We start from the raw sequence: 16,621 nt of genomic DNA on the forward strand, positions 1-16,621 counted from the left end.
CGCCACTCAGTTCGATAATGTAACAAAGAAATTCACTCTGTTTCGATGAGCTTACGCAGTTCAACGCCCTGGTTTGCAGCGCTCGCGACTATTGCCTCACGCAGGGACTTGCTGCGCTGGACAAGTCTGCGGAATTTTTCCTCGTCCAACATCAAAAGCGTTGTGGGCACAATCGCACGGACGGTTGCCCGGCGTTTTTGGCGCAGCAATAATTCAGTCTGACCAAATATTTCGCCTCGACCCAAGCGCCAGCTTTGTCCAGCCATTTCTAGTTCAACCGCGCCTGAGACGATGAAGTAGACCCTGCGCGCCGGGGCGTTTTTCTGGATGATGATCTCGCCTGCTTCTACGTGGCGGGTCTTTAATGCGCGCACAAGGCGGCGAAGCCCGGACGGGCTTACGTCCGACAAAACCGGTATTCGTTTTATAAGCTCTGCCGCCCGTGGCGCGATATCAATCATTGGGCGCTCTTCAGCTTCCGTGCGCTTTTCGGAAACGTCATGCAAAAGCACCGAATACAGTTCTGCCCCTATCAAACCCTCGTCGAACATCTCGGTGTATTCCCGTTCTTCCAGCCGCAAGGCGATCCGGCGGATGAAGCGGCGCTGAACTTCTTCGGCAAAGCCGGGATACTGAAGTTGAAGGCCGTCAAGGGCGGTATCTACATACTCGGCTCTGCGGTCAATAAGCTCTCTGAGGATGCCCGCGACGCGACGCCCGTGTATCCGGCGAATGCGTTGATCCACAAAGCGGTAGACATCGCGAAGAACCAGACGTTGGGCAAGCAAAACTTCAAAACGATGCGCGGTTACACGGGCCAGCGGAGCCCGCAAACGCAGTCTTTCATTCAGAAAAACGGCGACGCGAAACAATCTGCCATAATCGATGGTTCGGCGCGCCGCCCGCAGATACCCCGTGCGCCCTTGCAGGCGCGTTGCTTCAATCAAACGATCAATGTCCAAAAGTGCCCGTTCGGCCAACCGGGTCGAAAGCGATCGGTCGCGCATGTGACCCAGAACAAAATTCCTCTCGGCACCGGCCAGTGCGATGAGGCCCAGGGTTACGCGATCTCGGTCCAGAATATCTTTGCGTTCCTCTGCGGACCGCACCGCGGCCTCAAGCCTTTGACCAAATTGAACGGCCTCTGATCGGATGATATCGGGTGTCAGCTCATAACTTGATGTCGTCTTCTCCACGTCTTCGCGGACCGTCTGTAATGAAACGGCGATGACCTGTCGGGACAGGGCTTCATCCACTGCTGAAAGCCTATCAAGCCCAAGGCGGCGTATGAATGGCCGAAGGGTTGGCCCCTGAACGATAAGGGTGAACAGAGTGAATCCCGTCGCAAGGATACCAACGGCCCTTTTTGTCTCGGCCGCGACTTGGGGATTCTCTGTCACGGCCAATGCCAGCGCAAGAGTTACTGCACCGCGCATACCGCCCCAGAGAATTGCAAAGCGGAACGGGCGATCCACTGGCGGTGAAACACGTAGCAGGGTCAAAAACGGCAGAAAGCCAAACAGAATGAAAACGCGGGCAGCAACGGCTGCAACAATTACCACAAGGATCAGCCCAAAATCAGACCACTGAAAGCCGCTCAGCAACCTTGGGATCAGCAGTGCGGCCAGAATAAAGATCAGCGCCCCGGCCCAATGCGCAAGCACACCCCAAACATCCGACAAGCGTGTCCATGCCTGCGGGGTCAAACGCCCAGGCGCAGACAGGTTCAGAGTGATACCGGACACAACAACTGCAATAACGCCCGACGCACCGACACTCTGCTCGGCGACGACATATGCTAGGTATGGCAAAGCGATCGAGATTGAGATTTGCGCCAGCTCAAAGCCCTCGATCAACGACATCAACCACAGGCTGGCGCGGGCCAGGATCCAACCAGTCACGGCACCCCCAACCAAAAGCAAGGGAAACTGTATAAGAGCGTCACTTGGCTTTGGGTCCGGTGCGCCAACCATCACAAAACCGATGAACAGGCCGAACAACGCAATCGCGGCTGCATCATTCAGCAGGCTCTCGCCTTCGATTATCCGGGACAGTCTTTGCGGTGCCGCAATTGACCGAAAAATACTCACAACAGCCGATGGGTCGGTCGTGGAAATGATCGCGCCCAGCAAAAGACACGCGACAACAGAAAGCGAACTTACAGCTGCCAGGGCAAAGCCAACCGTGAAGGTGGCGACAAAAACCGCGACGATTGCCAGGACGAGTATGGGAACCCAGTCATCCATCATGCGCCGCAAGTTCATTCCAAGCGTCGCTTGAAAAAGCAGCGTCGGCAGGAACAAATACAGGAAAACATTTGCACTGATCGGTAGCCCAAGGATGGCTTCAGCAACCGGATTCATCACTTCGGTCAGGTCAGTTTGAAGAAAAAAGACCGCAGCCACGCCGATAATCGTGCCCAAAACGGCAAGGACAACACTATACGGTATGCGTAGACGCGTCGCGGCAGGCTCAGCCAAACCGATCACGACAAAAAGCGATGCAACCACTGTTGTTACAAGAACAATATCCATTACTCGTCTCTGATCTGGCCTAAGCTACACCACAATTCTATTCTTGCGGATTGCCTTCCAAATGGCCCCCAAATGCATTGTGCGGCGAACTCGAAATCTGATGAAAGGCGCAGTATTCCGAAATTTTTAAAGTCAGGCGAATGGCTTACTCTTTCGCCTTTTTAAGCTCATTGGGACTGCGATACCAACAGATTTCAACTATCTGCTTCGCATGTATTCCCAGACCCGCGGCAGTCGGAAACACCAGCCTTGCACGCAACGCCGCCTATGCCCTTTTTCGAAAGCGTTCAAATCGCACCTCAACCAGTGGCCGGTCCGGGTTCGCGGCCGCCATTCGCTTTGAACCGCTTTGATATGTTAACATCCGCTAGCTGCGATGGAGGTCAGGGTGCAGGACACAAGTTCCTTTGAAAAGATGGAGGCCGAGGGGTGGAAGGACCCAGCAATCGCCAAGGGTTACGCTGATGGGTTTGCCGTTGCGACCACTGTGGTAGCCCAAAAACTGTCAGAGGCAGTTCTGGCAGGACCCGAAACACTGGTTCTTGACCTGTGCACGGGGCACGGCGTTGTCGCCGCAGAACTTGTGAAACGCGGGGCTGATGTCACAGGGCTGGACTTTTCGGCTGCAATGATTTCTCTCGCCCGATCAGCGGTCCCCCAGGCAACGTTTGTTATTGGCGACGCCATGGCAACCGGATTTGCCGATGCGCGTTTCGATGCCGTCACAATCGGGTTTGGCGTGCCACATTTTCCCGATCCGGAACGCGGTCTCGCCGAAGTGGCAAGGGTCGTCAAACCCGGAGGTAGACTTGCGTTTTCGATCTGGCAGGGCAAAGGATCCGACGGATCCTTTGGCTGGCTCTTTGATGCTGTCGGGCGTCTGGGCGATGCCACCGTAACCTTGCCCGACGGTCCCGATGCCCACTTTCTTGCGGATGCGCGGAATGCCGAACCGATGGTCGCCGCCGCTGGATTCAAGGATGTGAGGTGCACCACGTTGCCAACAAGAATCTTCGTCCCAAGCCCCGACGCGCTCTTTGATGTATTCGATCGGGGTGCGGTTCGCGCCGCAGCTTTGTTGAAAGGCCAACCCGAAGATCGGCGCGAAGCCATCCGGGCCGATCTGGCCACACGGGTTCAATCTGAAGGCTTCAGGTCCGACGGCGGTTATTTCGTCCCTGCCCCTTCGGTGATAGTGTCCGGAGTAAGGCGGCGGATTTGAAATTTTTCGAACGGGGACATCAATCGTGATCGGCTGCTCAACCGCTCTCAAGACCCTCGCGGCGCTTGCGATGGCGACAATGCTGCCTTCGGGATCATCTGGCGAGACAACGCACGGCTTTCCCGCTGATACGATCAAGTTGGTTGTATCCGTACTTCCCGTGTGGCCGGATCATGCGCAGGGCGGTGCCGGGACACGACCGGGGGTTGCACCGGAAGGCAGTGGTGTCGTGCTGCCCTCTGGACATATTGCAACCGCATGGCATGTGATCGAGCCAGCCAACCGCATAGATGTGCGCATGTGGGATGGGCGTGTTTTGCCCGCAACCCTGATCGCGTCAGATGCCGCCAGCGATATCGCGCTGCTGCGCGTGGACATAGAGCTTCCGGGATTTGAGATTGCCCCGCCGCCTGCGCTGGCGACACCAGCCTGCGCGATGGGCAATGCTTGGGGCTTGGGTATTTCCGTCACCTGCGGGGTGGTCTCGGCGCTCGACATTTCGGACGCTGGTTTCAATCCGGTTGAACACTTTGTTCAAACCGATGCTGCAGCAAACCCCGGAGTATCGGGCGGCGCGCTTGTCGATACAAACGGGCGCCTTCTTGGCATGATGTCGGCCATATTTGCGTCGAGCGGAGATACAAACATTGGGGTTAATTTCGCGGTCTCGACTGACCTGCTGATCCGTGTTGCGGATGCGTTGGTCGAAGACGGCAGTGTTTCTTATCCCGATCCGGGATGGAGCCTTGCAAACCCGGGCCGAAAGCAACTTGCCGAAAAAGCCGCGCCCATTATCTCCGCGATACAACCGGGTGGCGCGGCTGAGTTTGCCGGGCTTTTGCCAGACGACCTTGTCACGCATGTTGACGGACGCCGTGTGCTGAAACCGCGCGACGCTGTCGCGGCCCTGTCCCTCTTGCCGGAAAATGCCGCGCAGGTCGACGTGAGGGTCGAGCGCGCAGGGCGACAGATCACAGCAGTGCTGTTGCTGAACGGGAAACCAATGGATGAACCAAGCGCTGAGGCTCTTGACGACTGCCCGCACCCCGCGCCGGTTTGCCGGTTGCGACAGGCGGTCTTCCCGATATCCAGTTTCGATCCGGTTGCCAGCGCCACGCGCATTGGGCCGACCCTGCTTGTGACCAACCGCCATGTGGTCGCCAATCGGTCGGATGTCGTTGTTTTTACACCGGACGGTCCACGCGACGGTCGTGTGGTGCCATCTGCATATGCCGGAGATCTTGCACTTATTGAAGTGGATGGGTTGCCGAGTACCGGTGTCATCGCTGAACTGGATTACGAGAATGAAGCGTTTGATGAGACCTATGCGATCGGTGCGGATGTTGGCAGGCAGGAAGTACGCGTGTTCGACCCCGGCGGTCTTATCGCGGCACCTGCACCCGACGCGGACCTTGGGCGCATTCATGTGTCATCCTACATGCAACCCGGCGTCAGCGGTGGTGCGCTCGTCACTGTGGACGGAACGCTTGTGGGTATCAATGCCGGTGGCGGCGAAGGCCGCTATGAAGCTATTCCAGTCGCTGACATTCTTGCCCTTCTTTTGCTTAGAGATGATCCGCGCGCGGCCAAGATAACAGCCAGCCTTGGGTCAGCTTTGGCGGATTGCGTTGACGCGATGGATGCCTTGGACGTCACCGCTGCGCAGGACAAGGATTTGGCAGCACTGGCCGACACCTGTTCAGCGACCCAAAATCAAGGACAGCTTTTGGAAGCAGGCCGCATTTTGGCGCGTGCGGGCGACTTTGACGCGGCGATTGCCCTTCATGGGCAGGCAGTCGATCAAGTCCCCAATTCTCTCAACGCACGCATTTCGCTGTTGGTATCCTTGCAACTGGCGGGCAGGTTCAGTGAGATGACGCACTACGCACGCCGCGCGATGGAACTGTCCCAAGATGACCCTCAGGTCCTGCGGTTCGCGATTCAATCAGGCGTGTGGGGCGACGCGCCGGAACTTGCTGAAGACGCATATATGGCCTTGCTTGAAGCTGATCCCACGCAAGCGCAAGCTGCACGACGATTTATCGACAGTGCACCACCCGCCCCGACACGACAGTAGCTACGGATCTAACGGATTGGGAATCCATCCTGTTGAAAGCACACCGTCTCGCTCGAACGGAGAAGGCTTAGCCAGTCTCAAAATGCTGTTTTTTAGCTTTATGGCGGTAAGCTCTGGCCTTTCCGCCAGAAGACGCGCAGCCAACGCCGCAACGCGCGGAACAGCATAGCTCGAACCTGACGCGACACCCGACGCACCTCGAAAATCCACGATCTGCACGTTTTCAGCCGGAACCATCACATCCACATGGGTTTGGCCCCAGTTCGAGCCTTCAGCCAGACGTCCAAACTCATCCGCCGAAGTTACTGTTAGAATTCGATCCGAGGACAGCGCCGCCGGGTAAACCGGGTCCTTATCGATATCCCGTCCGTTGTTTCCGGCAGAGACAATCGCAAGCACATCGAATGCGTCCAAGGCGGCCTCGAACGCGGCCCATTCCGACTTTTTGTTGCTGCCCAGCGGCATAGCCAAAATCCGCACGCCATCGCCTGCGGCCCGCGCGACGATATCGCCCAGACGCGTCATGTCCGGCCGCGGATACCCGTAGGGCACAATCGCGGCATCGGGCGCTTCACGAACAAAGATGGACGCGACGGCCGTCCCGTGCCGGATGGGCAAGAACCGTCCGCGTGACACGTCGCCATCATAGGGCCACGGATCCATATCCCAATAGTCGAACCCAAGCGGTTGGTTGTCCGCCCCACGCGCCAATTGATCGCGAAAAACCTGCAGGTCGTAAGCAAGCCCGGAGTCGATAAGCCCGACCCGCACACCGCCGTTGTCTACGCCATCAGGCCATGGGGCTTGCAGCGTTTCGGTCCACCGCAGTGTTGTGAGGTCTCCATCAAGCTGATCAAGATATTGCCAGGCGACACCTGCGGACCGAATTTCACGACCGGATAGAACATTGCAACCCCCATCCGCGATCGCCAGAAGGTAAGGTTCCGGGCCGTTGCCATGGTCAAGCCGCAGCGACGCTCGAAACTGCCTCAGCTGTCCGTTATGCTGGCGGCGTTCAATCTCCAGCTCACTGAAGTCAGTCATCAAAAGCCGAATGGATATCACACGAGGTCTTGCGCGGTTGGGACGATGTTTTTCGCTGATCAGCCAACTGCCAGGAATAGCGGTCTGAGCAGCAAGACCAGTAAGTTCCGGCAGGCCGCAGACGGCATCAACAGCGTCAAGAACAGTTCGAACATGTTGCTCCCGCACGTCCCGTGCGACCGCGAAACCCGGCAAAACGAGGCACCCGAGAACACATGCTTGCACAAACACAACCATAGGCTTTAATGCCCAAACATGTATCGTCGCGCGCATGATTTACGTGGGCTCCTGTGAAACCACCCTGCCTGCCACCGACAAGGCCAACACCCGGCAGAGGAATTTGTTGCGGCTTCTACCTGTTTACTCCGCTGCCGCCGCTTGTCCACTCTGTTTGGAAAGTGCTTTCCACGCGTCGTGTTGTGCCAAGAATACCCGCCCATTCAGGTCGTCTATAAAATGCGACCGCTTCAACCGGTCCATCACCGGCCCTTTCACTTCTGAAAGATGAAGACCGACCCCCATATCCTTCAGGCGATGGTTTATGGCCTCTAGGCTTTCAAGGGCCGAATAGTCCACTTCGTTCACCGCGGAAAACATCAGGATGACATTCCGGATTCCGCACCCATTTGTGACACGTTTTTGCACAAGGTCTTCAAGGAACCGCGCATTCACGAAATACAGGCTCTCGTCCACTCGCAGGGTCACCAGTGCCGGGTCTGTTTCTACCTTGTGACGCAGGATATTTCGGAAATGCTGGGTTCCGGGGACAAGTCCGACTTCGGCCACATGCGGGCGCGATGTCTTGTAAAGATGCAGCAGGACAGAGATCGTGACGCCCGAGGCGACACCGACCTCAACACCCAGGCCAAGGGTCAGTAGGATCGTCGCCGCCACAGCCGTGAAATCGGCCCTCGAATAACGCCATGTCTTTTGCAGGATCGAAAGGTCAACAAGGCTCAGCACGGCGACGATAATTGTTGCAGCCAGCGTTGCGTTCGGCAAAAAGTAGACCAGCGGCGTCAGCGCGACAGCAGCAATCGCCAACCCGACAGCCGTAAAGGCACCAGCGGCTGGTGTTTCAGCCCCTGCATCGAAATTCACGACCGAGCGCGCAAAACCGCCTGTCACCGGGTAGCCACCTGTGAACGCAGCGCCAAGGTTGGCAGCCCCCAAGCCAATCAGTTCCTGATCCGGGTCGATCCGCTGACGCTTTTTCGCCGCCAGGGTCTGCGCCACGGAAACGCTTTCGACAAAGCCAATGATCGAAATCAGGATTGCCGGAATAAGCAGCGCGCTCAAAAGGTCGGGTGCAAAACCCGGAAGCGTCAAAGGCGGCAGGCTTTGCGGCACCTCACCCACGATTTTCACGCCCTGGTCGTTCAGCCCCAACGCCCAGACGGACAAAGTCGTGGCGACAACAGCGACCACAGGTCCGGCCTTGGCCAGAATGTCTGAAATCAGCGGCGACGCGCCCAGTTTGCGCAACGCGGGTTTGAGGTTGCCACGCACCCAGAAAAGGAAGCCAGTGGCAGAAACGCCGATCGTAAGCGTGATCCAGTTGACCTCGTTCAGATGCGCGAAGATTGAACCCAGCATTTCGGGCAGCGTGTGCCCATAGGCGCTGATCCCGAGGATATGCTTGAGCTGGCTGGTCGCGATCAGGATACCCGAGGCCGTGATGAACCCGGCGATGACGGGGTGGCTGAGGAAATTGGCAAAAAAGCCCAGACGGAACACCCCCATCAGAACAAGAAATCCGCCCGACAGGAATGCCAGCGTCAACGCGGCAACGGCATAGCCTGCGGTTCCCTGCTCGGCGACTTGCCCCACGGCTGAGGCGGTCAGCAGTGACACAACGGCGACCGGCCCCACCGCAAGCGCGCGGCTGGTGCCGAAAATTGCATAAAGGATTATCGGCGCGATCGAGGCGTATATGCCCGCTTCCGGCGGCAAACCCGCCAAAAGGGCGTATGCCAAGGATTGCGGTATCAACATAATTGTGACGATAACCGCCGCGATCATGTCATTCGAAAATGCCTTTCGGTCATAGGTGCGACCCCAGTCCAGAATCGGCATATAGCGGCGAAGATGGTCAATCATCGTGTTCATCCATAATAATGGGCGGATCTGATCCGCCCGTTATTCATCGCGCATGATGGAAGGAAATGCGCAATTGCGTCAGTAGCTTACTCAACCAAAACCTTCAGCTTTTCTGGTTTGGCCATCCATTCCTTGCCCCGAAGCATGGCTTTCCAGTAGATCGGCGGCAGTACCGTCTCTTTGAGGAACCATGCCGTGCGTGTTGGCTTTGTTCCATCCAGAATGAATTTTGGGAACGAGGGCTTTAAAGCGCCGCCATATCCGAATTCTGCCAGAACGATCTTACCGCGCTCTACCGTTAGAGGACAGGAACCGTACCCGTCATACTGAGCCACGGCAGAACGCCCGGCGATGTCGGCAACGATGTTGTCGGCCACGGTTGGCGCTTGTTTGCGTGCTGCGGCCGCGGTCTTGGCATTGGGCGCATTCATCACATCACCCAGCGACCAGATGTTGTCGAATTCCTTGTGGCGCAAAGTGGCCTGATCCACGTCAACCCAGCCAGCGGCATCCGCCAAGGGCGAGACACGGATAAAATCCGGTGCAGTTTGCGGCGGGCAGACATGCATCATGTCGAACTCAACCGTGACCTCAGTGGGATCAGTATCGGGTTTTTCGACCCTAAAGGTCGCTTTCTTGGCCGGACCGTCCACCGAGACGAGATTATGGAAGAAATTCAGCCCCGCGTCGTATTTCTTGACGTATTGCATCAGGGCGGGAACGTAATCCTTGACGCCGAACAGCACGCCGCCTGCGTTCATGAATTGAATGTCGATGTCTTTAAGGACACCGCGGCGGAACCAGGCATCGCCAGAGAGATACATGGCCTTTTGCGGTGCGCCCGCGCATTTGATTGGCATCGGCGGCTGGGTAAAGATTGCCCGACCTTCCTTCATCTGCTCTACCAACTGCCATGTATAGGGTGCCAGATCGTACCGGTAATTCGACGTGACGCCATTGCGCCCAAGCGTTTCCTCAAGCCCCTCGACCTTGCCCCAGTCGAGTTTCAGACCGGGACACACGACCAGGCGATCATACTTCACGACCCGGCACCCATCGAGGATGACAGCATTGTTCTTCGGCTCAAACGCCGCGACGGCGGACTTGATCCAGTGCACCCCCTTCGGGATCAGGCTGCCCATGGTCTTTGCCGTGCTCTGCGCGTCGAAAATACCGCCGCCAACCATGGTCCAGCCGGGCTGATAATAGTGTATGTCGGCCGGATCAATGACAGCGATGTTTAAACCGGGCTTGCGGGATTTGAGGCTGGCGGCAACCGAAATGCCACCCGCGCCCGCACCGATGATGACGACTTCGAAATGCGCATCACCCGTATCTGTCGGGGTCTTACCCCCGTTGGCGATACGACGGGCCACGCCGTTCATGTCATAACCTGCCGCCTTGGTCGCGGCGAGGATCTCGGACATCGGGCGTTTCTTGGCCTCGTGGAACGACCAAAGCGTCGCTGACCGCGTACCCGTACGGCAATACGCCAGAAGAGGGCGTTGCAAGTCATCCAGAGCGTCACCAAACGCCTTGACGTCTTCGTCCTTTACCATGCCGGACTGAACGGGAACATAGCGCGCCTGGAGGCCAGCGGCCTTGGCGGCCGCCTCGATTTCCTCGAAAGAGGGCTGATCGGCCCCTTCACCATCCGGCCGGTTGCAGATGATCGCCTGGAAGCCTTCTGCAGCAATTGCAGGGATGTCTTCCACCGAGATTTGCGGACTTACCGTGAATTTCGGCGAGATTTTCCTGAGTTCCATTTTTCCCTCCTCCAAACCTTTTTCTTCAAAGACCGTTAACCGGCACCTTGAGCATCGGGTTTCCGTCTTTGTCGGTCGGCAACTCGCCAGCGCGCATGTTGACCTGCAATGACGGGATGATCAGCTTGGGCATATCCAACTGCGCGTCGCGCTCGGTGCGGAACTTGACGAACTCTTCTTTTGACTTGCCACCGCCAACATGGATGTTGTGGGCTTTCTCGTCGCCGACTGTCGTCTCCCATTGAATGTCGCGGCCGTTGGGGCCGTAATCGTGACACATGAACAGCCGTATTGCATCCGGCAGCGCCAGAACCTTTTGAATGCTGTCATAAAGAACACCCGCATCCCCGCCTGGAAAATCAGCGCGCGCTGACCCGCCATCCGGCATAAAGAGCGTGTCGCCGACAAAAGCCGCGTCGCCCATAACGTGCACCATGCAAGCCGGGGTATGGCCCGGCGTATACATGGCAAACGCCTGCATATTGCCGACCATATAGGTATCGCCATCTTCGAAAAGCCGGTCGAACTGGGACCCGTCGCGCTGAAACTCTGTCCCTTCATTAAAGACTTTGCCGAACGTGTCCTGCACGACCATGATCTTCGAACCGATACCGATCTTGCCGCCCAGTTTTTGCTGGATGTACGGCGCGGCGCTTAGGTGATCGGCATGGACATGGGTCTCAATGATCCATTCCAGCTTCAAGCTTTGCGTCTCGATCTGCCGGATAATCTCGTCCGCGTGATCATAGGTGATGCGGCCTGCCGCATAGTCGATATCCATTACGCTGTCGACAATCGCGCAGGCGTTCGATGTCGGGTCCTTCACAATGTAGCTGATCGTGTTTGTGGCCTCGTCGAAAAAGGCCTGAACCTGGGGTTTGATATCCATGTTGACAGGATAGTCGGTCATGTTTGTCTCCTCCTGAAACGGGTCACGCCGCGTTGGTGCGGCGCGGCGCCGAAAGTGATTGAATGAACTTGGCAAGAAGTATTCCTGCCACCAGGGCTGCAGTGAAGGCTGCGACCTCCCACCGGCCCGTACCTAGCGCCGGCAGCGCGCCGCCCGGACAGAAACCCGCGATGCCCCAGCCGATTCCAAAGATGGCAGAGCCGCCGATCAGGCGAGCGTCGATTGCGCGAGTGACGGGCACTTGGAAGTCAGGTTCGAAGATCGGTGCGCTTCGTCCGAAGACAAGCTTATAGCCGATGAACGTCGTTACCAGCGCCCCGCCCATCACGAAGATCAGCGACGGATCCCACGTGCCTGCGATATCAAAGAAGTTCAAAACCTTGGCCGGGTTTGCCATGCCTGATATCGAGATGCCGACACCAAAGATCAGGCCGATCAGATATGTTGCGATCAGTTTCATAGGCTACCCTCCGATCACGTGGCGGATGATATAGACCGTTAGGCCGGTGAAGATCATGAATGTGATCGTGGCTGCGATGGACCGCGGGCTCAGGCGCGCCATGCCACACACCCCGTGCCCGGATGTGCAGCCCGAGCCGTAGGTTACACCGACGCCCACGATGAGACCGCCCAAAACCAAGGCGAGGGTTGAAACCGGAACCTCAACAGCGGGCATTTGGCCGGTCATCAGCCAGACGACAGCCGGACCCGAAACCATCCCGGCAACAAGGGCCGCACGCCACGAGAAATCCTGACCAGAGGCCGGTTGAAACAAGCCTGCCAAGATACCGGTTGCGCCAAAAACACGCCCGAGCATCAGCATAAGAAGCGTCGAGGATACGCCGATCAGGACACCGCCAGCAAGCGACGCCCAAGGAGTGAAAGCCGTCTCAATCATCAGCAGTCTCGACAGGTCTTGAGGCCGATAATGCTGTAAATCGGGCAATTTCCGACAAAGGCTGTCAGTGTAAACACGCCCGCCACGACGAGCGCGAGCCAGAACAGGAGCCCTGCCCCCAAAGCACTCGTCCCGAATGCCAAAACAAGTAATACCACAGCAATCGCCAAGCGGCCGCCGCGGTCAAAATTTCCCATGTTGATGGTCATGTTCCTACTCCATCGAGAATCGATGGATGTACCATGGCATACACCTGACCGGCCCTTTGGTGACCAAGTCACCAAACGCCAACCTGACCTCAAATACGCCCGGCTCAGATACCCGCGCCAGAAGACCTGACCAGCCGTTCTATCCCTGCCCGGCCGGTAAGCCGTACCTCGCCACGCGATTGTTCGACCCAGCCACGGCGGTTGAACTCTGATAGCGTCCGCGAGATCACTTCACGCGCCGTGCCAAGCTCGGTCGCCAGAAAGGCATGGGTTGCGTGTACCACACCGCTCTCGTCCGCCAGTTCCAATAGCCGCGAGGCAAGGCGCACATCCATGCGTTGGAACACGATGTCATCTATAAGCGTGAAAAGATCGGTGATGCGTTTTGAATACGCGGTAAATACAAACTCGCGAAAGACGGGCGACGTCGCGACCAGTCGATCGAAAGTCGTACGTGGTATGGCGACGGCGCGCACATCTGTCTCAGCAATCCCATCCGCTGAATACTCTTCGAATGCCAACATGCACGCCGTCGTCAGGACACAGCTTTCACCGGCATGCACACGGTAGAGAAAAACCTCGCGCCCCGTTTCTGACTTTTGCTGAACCCGAACAGTACCATCCAGCAGGAGCAGCAGGTTGTCAGCGGATTGCCCCGGCGCGAACACCTGCGTGCCAGCCGGAACCGAGACGATCTGGCTTCCGGCCTCAAGATCAGCACGAATGTTGTCCGGCAGGCGACTTAGTCCCTTGAACTTGTCGATCCATGTCCCTTCCATTCTGTATGCCCCCTGATCTCGATCGCCTTGAAAAGTATACGCGTTCCGGTTTGTCCGCGACAGCGATTGTCGTGTATTCAAAGTGTCCCCGTCAGGAAATACCAGACTTTCGTTGCGATTTTTTTGGGCCCAAGTGCAACCAATGTCTGCGACCCGTTCGGCTTGCGTGATATCCTTGTGAGCGGTACACTTAACTCAGGTCGTTTGAGGCGGCCGCCCGGTCCGCGGAAAGCTGTCATCGGCCCCTCGCAGAGAGTATACGAAAACCACATCGGTTTCTCAGCCCGGTTTAGCGGACCCTCGGGCAGCGGAGGGAACACCGATGACAAAATCAATCGATCAATTGCGACGTGATGCCAAGGCTCTGGGCAAAGCGCTGACTGCTGGCGACCAGGCCGCGATGCTGCGCATTCACGGTATTATTCCAAGACCCAAAAACGGTGTCTACAAGCACGCCGATTGCCTGCACGTCATCGCGCGTGAAACGGGATATGCGTCCTGGCCTGCTCTGAAATTGGCTGTCGAAACGCAGGGTATGGATCGCGCGCAGAAACAGGGTCGGCTGCGTTGGGCGCTTTATAACGGCTCGCCCGAGACGGTCGCGCACCTGCTTGCAGATGAGCCAGATCTTGCGGCGGGGCAGGTTCCCCTTCTTGTCGCAATGTACGAAATCGACGCCATGCGCAAGATTTTGACTGAGGACCCAGGGGCCGCCACGCGCAACTATCCACCAAGACGCCCGATGTGCCATCTTGCGTTTTCCAGACACATCAAGTCAGCGCCTGAAAAAGAAAGTGACATGCTGGCGATGGCGGAACTGCTATTGGCGAACGGCGCAGATGTGAATGAAAGTTTCGCTTTCAACCCATCAGACGAACACCGGTTGTCCGCGCTCTACGGTGCGATTGGGCATGCAGACAATATGCCATTGGCAAAGTGGCTGCTGTCGAAAGGCGCAGATCCAAACGACAACGAGTCGCTCTACCATTCGACCGAGCTTGGCCATACCGTTGGTCTTCGTTTGTTGCTGGAGCATGGCGCAGACCCCGAAGGCACGAATGCACTTCCCCGCGCCATTGATTTCAACAGCGCCGAGGCCGTTCGCCTGCTGCTTGAACACGGCGCGGACCCCAATGAAGGCATTGCCCCGCATCCGTCTGGCGAACCCTCACTGGTAATCCCCGCCCTGCATCAAGCGGCGCGGCGCCTGGCTTCGGGTGAAGTCGCCCAACTGTTGCTGGATCACGGTGCAGACCCAAACGCCATCAGTCGCGGTCATACGCCCTATGCCTTTGCCCGAATCTTCGCAAACCGTGACGTGGTGGAGGTATTGGAGCACGCGGGTGCGATGACCCAGCTTTCGCAGACAGAAGAACAGCTTGCGCGGGCAGCGGACGGCACGCCCAAACCCGGTGACATGATAGACATGAATGCGCTGTCGGATGAGATGAAATGCCTTCTGTGCCGCCTTGTCTGGCGCGAAGGAACCCTGCCTCATATGCAGCGTTTGGTCGAGATGGGCTTTGACCCCAATCATCCGGACGAGATGGGAATGCCACCGCTCCACCTGGCTGGCTGGGAGGGCATGGTCGAAGTCATGTCTTATTTTCTGGACCAACACCCCGATCTTGAACACACCAACGCTTACGGAGGCACGTTGTTGTCAACCATCATCCACGGGTCGGAGAACTGCCCGCAAAGAGCGCACCGCGACCACATTGAATGCGCGCGAATGGCGTTGGCAAAGGGTGTGGCGTTGCCCCGAAAAGCAGCACGGTTTGCGACGGTGCCCGGGATGTCCGCTTTTCTGGCGGACTGGGCAGAGGCCCATCCCGAACAAGTCGTCGAACATGGCGTTGTCTAAAACGAAAAATGCGCGGCCCAACAAAGGCCAAGACAGATTTCGCGCGCGACCATCGCGCGTGAACGGCCTTGTGACCTACCGAAATCCAAAGCATCATTCACCATTCCTGACGTCCTTGGCATTGCGGACTGATCGCGGCAGCCCCAGCCTCATGCCTTCCAAGTAATGACGCCCTGTTCATCACATTTCTTGCAACCTGCGATAGCCACGTTGATGTCCCCATCAACACAGTCCTAACGGTCTGCCGAGAAGCCAATCACGCAGACTGTACGACTCGCAATCCATCACCGGATGAGAATGTGCCAGTGCGAAGGCGCGCAAACCCGCTTTATCCTGCTCTCCACGCCTGCCACAGAGGCGAAACCTTGGTCGAGAGGGGTATCAAACGCGCTTTAGGTGTTAGGGAATTATGGGAAAGTCACGCAATAAGTGAGGCGACTTCTGCCTACCGGTAAGATTAGTAATTATGTTCAAGCAAAATAGCATGGACGAAGACAATAAAACTGAACGCACAAGACACTCTAAAATACACTTAAAACTGAAATATTCAGGAATGATGCCACAATGCACACCGCTCTGCGCTCGATTGAAGGCGAAGCATAGCCTTCAGTGCTGATTAGACGGATGGCCCATCAGGAAGAATACAACAGACACTGATGCAGGGCATAACGGATGTCGGCTCTGAGCCCAAAGTTGCTTCAAATCTGAAAGTGGATAGTGTCGCGGGACAACGGGAGTGCAATCTTGAAGCAGAGTATTCGACAATTGCAAAAACAGGTTTGTGCGGACCTTGAACTCAATACTTGCGAAGCGTTCGATGGCGACAAAGTAGGTGTTTCACAATCAGCACTAGAAGGGATGATGCCACTCAACGGGCTTCGTCATCCGCCAACATCAGGTGTAAGTGGTTGGTACCTTTGGGGAGGAGTTGAGCTTTCAGATGCTGCTGATTTCTTTAAGCCGATTCATCTAGCTCACCTTGAAACCAGTTGCGAACTCAGTCTCAAGTTTCTGATGCTTCCGCCCGGCTGGCGCTTCCTCACAGACGGAACTTACGAGGATGTCTGGTTCGATCCGGCCTTGCTTGAAATCGAAGACTAAAAGCCTCCTGAGGCTCGAACGGCAACTTTGTCCGCGACCCGGAACTTCGCCGGAAATTTTTACAAACGGCATTTGCTGACGAATACAACCTTTGATTGCCGCTGGTCCGCACCTTTT

General features: G+C 56.9%; 13 protein-coding genes. 4 read left to right on the forward strand and 9 right to left on the reverse strand.

Annotated elements, in window-relative coordinates; translation table 11 throughout:
• Nucleotides 1–32: 32 nt before the first annotated feature.
• Complete coding sequence (locus ACXAET_RS19605) at nucleotides 33–2,534, reverse strand: cation:proton antiporter (RefSeq protein ID WP_475189242.1); 2,502 nt, start codon at nucleotides 2,532–2,534, stop codon at nucleotides 33–35.
• A gap of 388 nt (nucleotides 2,535–2,922) precedes the next feature.
• Here ACXAET_RS19605 and ACXAET_RS19610 point away from each other — a divergent pair, with 388 nt between their 5' ends.
• Nucleotides 2,923–3,756, forward strand: a complete 834-nt coding sequence (locus ACXAET_RS19610; RefSeq protein ID WP_475189246.1) for a methyltransferase domain-containing protein — start codon at nucleotides 2,923–2,925, stop codon at nucleotides 3,754–3,756.
• 25 nt (nucleotides 3,757–3,781) lie between these two features.
• Nucleotides 3,782–5,833: a serine protease gene (locus tag ACXAET_RS19615; RefSeq protein ID WP_475189252.1), complete on the forward strand. Its 2,052-nt coding sequence runs from the start codon at nucleotides 3,782–3,784 to the stop codon at nucleotides 5,831–5,833.
• On the opposite strand, the gene ACXAET_RS19620 is transcribed toward ACXAET_RS19615, so the two are convergent.
• The 8 genes from ACXAET_RS19620 to ACXAET_RS19655 all read right to left on the reverse strand — a co-directional run bounded on the left by ACXAET_RS19620 (nucleotide 5,834) and on the right by ACXAET_RS19655 (nucleotide 13,539).
• A complete protein-coding gene (locus ACXAET_RS19620; protein WP_475189256.1) occupies nucleotides 5,834–6,877 on the reverse strand; it encodes a S8/S53 family peptidase in 1,044 nt (347 codons plus the stop codon). It lies immediately after the preceding gene.
• 360 nt (nucleotides 6,878–7,237) lie between these two features.
• A complete protein-coding gene (locus ACXAET_RS19625) occupies nucleotides 7,238–8,977 on the reverse strand; it encodes a SulP family inorganic anion transporter (RefSeq protein ID WP_475189259.1) in 1,740 nt (579 codons plus the stop codon).
• Nucleotides 8,978–9,063: 86 nt separating this feature from the next.
• Nucleotides 9,064–10,743 carry a bifunctional protein tyrosine phosphatase family protein/NAD(P)/FAD-dependent oxidoreductase gene (locus tag ACXAET_RS19630; RefSeq protein WP_475189263.1) on the reverse strand — a complete coding sequence of 560 codons (1,680 nt, stop codon included), beginning with the start codon at nucleotides 10,741–10,743 and terminating at the stop codon, nucleotides 9,064–9,066.
• A gap of 25 nt (nucleotides 10,744–10,768) precedes the next feature.
• A complete protein-coding gene (locus tag ACXAET_RS19635) occupies nucleotides 10,769–11,653 on the reverse strand; it encodes an MBL fold metallo-hydrolase (RefSeq protein ID WP_475189268.1) in 885 nt (294 codons plus the stop codon).
• A 22-nt stretch (nucleotides 11,654–11,675) separates the two neighbouring features.
• Complete coding sequence (locus tag ACXAET_RS19640; protein ID WP_475189269.1) at nucleotides 11,676–12,113, reverse strand: DUF6691 family protein; 438 nt, start codon at nucleotides 12,111–12,113, stop codon at nucleotides 11,676–11,678.
• Nucleotides 12,114–12,116: 3 nt separating this feature from the next.
• Nucleotides 12,117–12,551 (reverse strand): YeeE/YedE family protein, encoded by a 435-nt coding sequence (locus tag ACXAET_RS19645; protein ID WP_475189272.1) that lies wholly within the window; start codon nucleotides 12,549–12,551, stop codon nucleotides 12,117–12,119.
• Entirely contained in the window at nucleotides 12,551–12,760 is a 210-nt protein-coding gene (locus ACXAET_RS19650; RefSeq protein ID WP_475189276.1) for a YgaP family membrane protein, read from the reverse strand. Before ACXAET_RS19650 ends, ACXAET_RS19645 begins: the two co-directional genes overlap by 1 nt.
• Before the next feature lie 104 nt (nucleotides 12,761–12,864).
• Nucleotides 12,865–13,539 (reverse strand): Crp/Fnr family transcriptional regulator, encoded by a 675-nt coding sequence (locus tag ACXAET_RS19655; RefSeq protein ID WP_475189281.1) that lies wholly within the window; start codon nucleotides 13,537–13,539, stop codon nucleotides 12,865–12,867.
• Nucleotides 13,540–13,861: 322 nt separating this feature from the next.
• Here ACXAET_RS19655 and ACXAET_RS19660 point away from each other — a divergent pair, with 322 nt between their 5' ends.
• Both ACXAET_RS19660 and ACXAET_RS19665 read left to right on the forward strand, forming a co-directional pair.
• The gene (locus ACXAET_RS19660) at nucleotides 13,862–15,403 is read left to right on the forward strand and encodes an ankyrin repeat domain-containing protein (protein WP_475189287.1); all 1,542 of its coding nucleotides are present in this window, start codon (nucleotides 13,862–13,864) and stop codon (nucleotides 15,401–15,403) included.
• A gap of 744 nt (nucleotides 15,404–16,147) precedes the next feature.
• Nucleotides 16,148–16,504, forward strand: coding sequence for an immunity protein Imm33 domain-containing protein (locus ACXAET_RS19665; RefSeq protein ID WP_475189292.1), 357 nt, complete (start codon nucleotides 16,148–16,150; stop codon nucleotides 16,502–16,504).
• Nucleotides 16,505–16,621 lie beyond the last annotated feature (117 nt).

The sequence above is a fragment of the Ruegeria sp. AWH4_226 genome, assembly GCF_056159225.1.

Coding starts and splice junctions, on each gene's coding strand:
- ACXAET_RS19605 (WP_475189242.1), bottom strand. CDS start 2,534: ATGGATATTGTTCTTGTAACAACAGTGGTTGCATCGCTTTTTGTCGTG.
- ACXAET_RS19620 (WP_475189256.1), bottom strand. CDS start 6,877: ATGACTGACTTCAGTGAGCTGGAGATTGAACGCCGCCAGCATAACGGA.
- ACXAET_RS19625 (WP_475189259.1), bottom strand. CDS start 8,977: ATGATTGACCATCTTCGCCGCTATATGCCGATTCTGGACTGGGGTCGC.
- ACXAET_RS19630 (WP_475189263.1), bottom strand. CDS start 10,743: ATGGAACTCAGGAAAATCTCGCCGAAATTCACGGTAAGTCCGCAAATC.
- ACXAET_RS19635 (WP_475189268.1), bottom strand. CDS start 11,653: ATGACCGACTATCCTGTCAACATGGATATCAAACCCCAGGTTCAGGCC.
- ACXAET_RS19640 (WP_475189269.1), bottom strand. CDS start 12,113: ATGAAACTGATCGCAACATATCTGATCGGCCTGATCTTTGGTGTCGGC.
- ACXAET_RS19645 (WP_475189272.1), bottom strand. CDS start 12,551: ATGATTGAGACGGCTTTCACTCCTTGGGCGTCGCTTGCTGGCGGTGTC.
- ACXAET_RS19650 (WP_475189276.1), bottom strand. CDS start 12,760: ATGACCATCAACATGGGAAATTTTGACCGCGGCGGCCGCTTGGCGATT.
- ACXAET_RS19655 (WP_475189281.1), bottom strand. CDS start 13,539: ATGGAAGGGACATGGATCGACAAGTTCAAGGGACTAAGTCGCCTGCCG.
- ACXAET_RS19660 (WP_475189287.1), top strand. CDS start 13,862: ATGACAAAATCAATCGATCAATTGCGACGTGATGCCAAGGCTCTGGGC.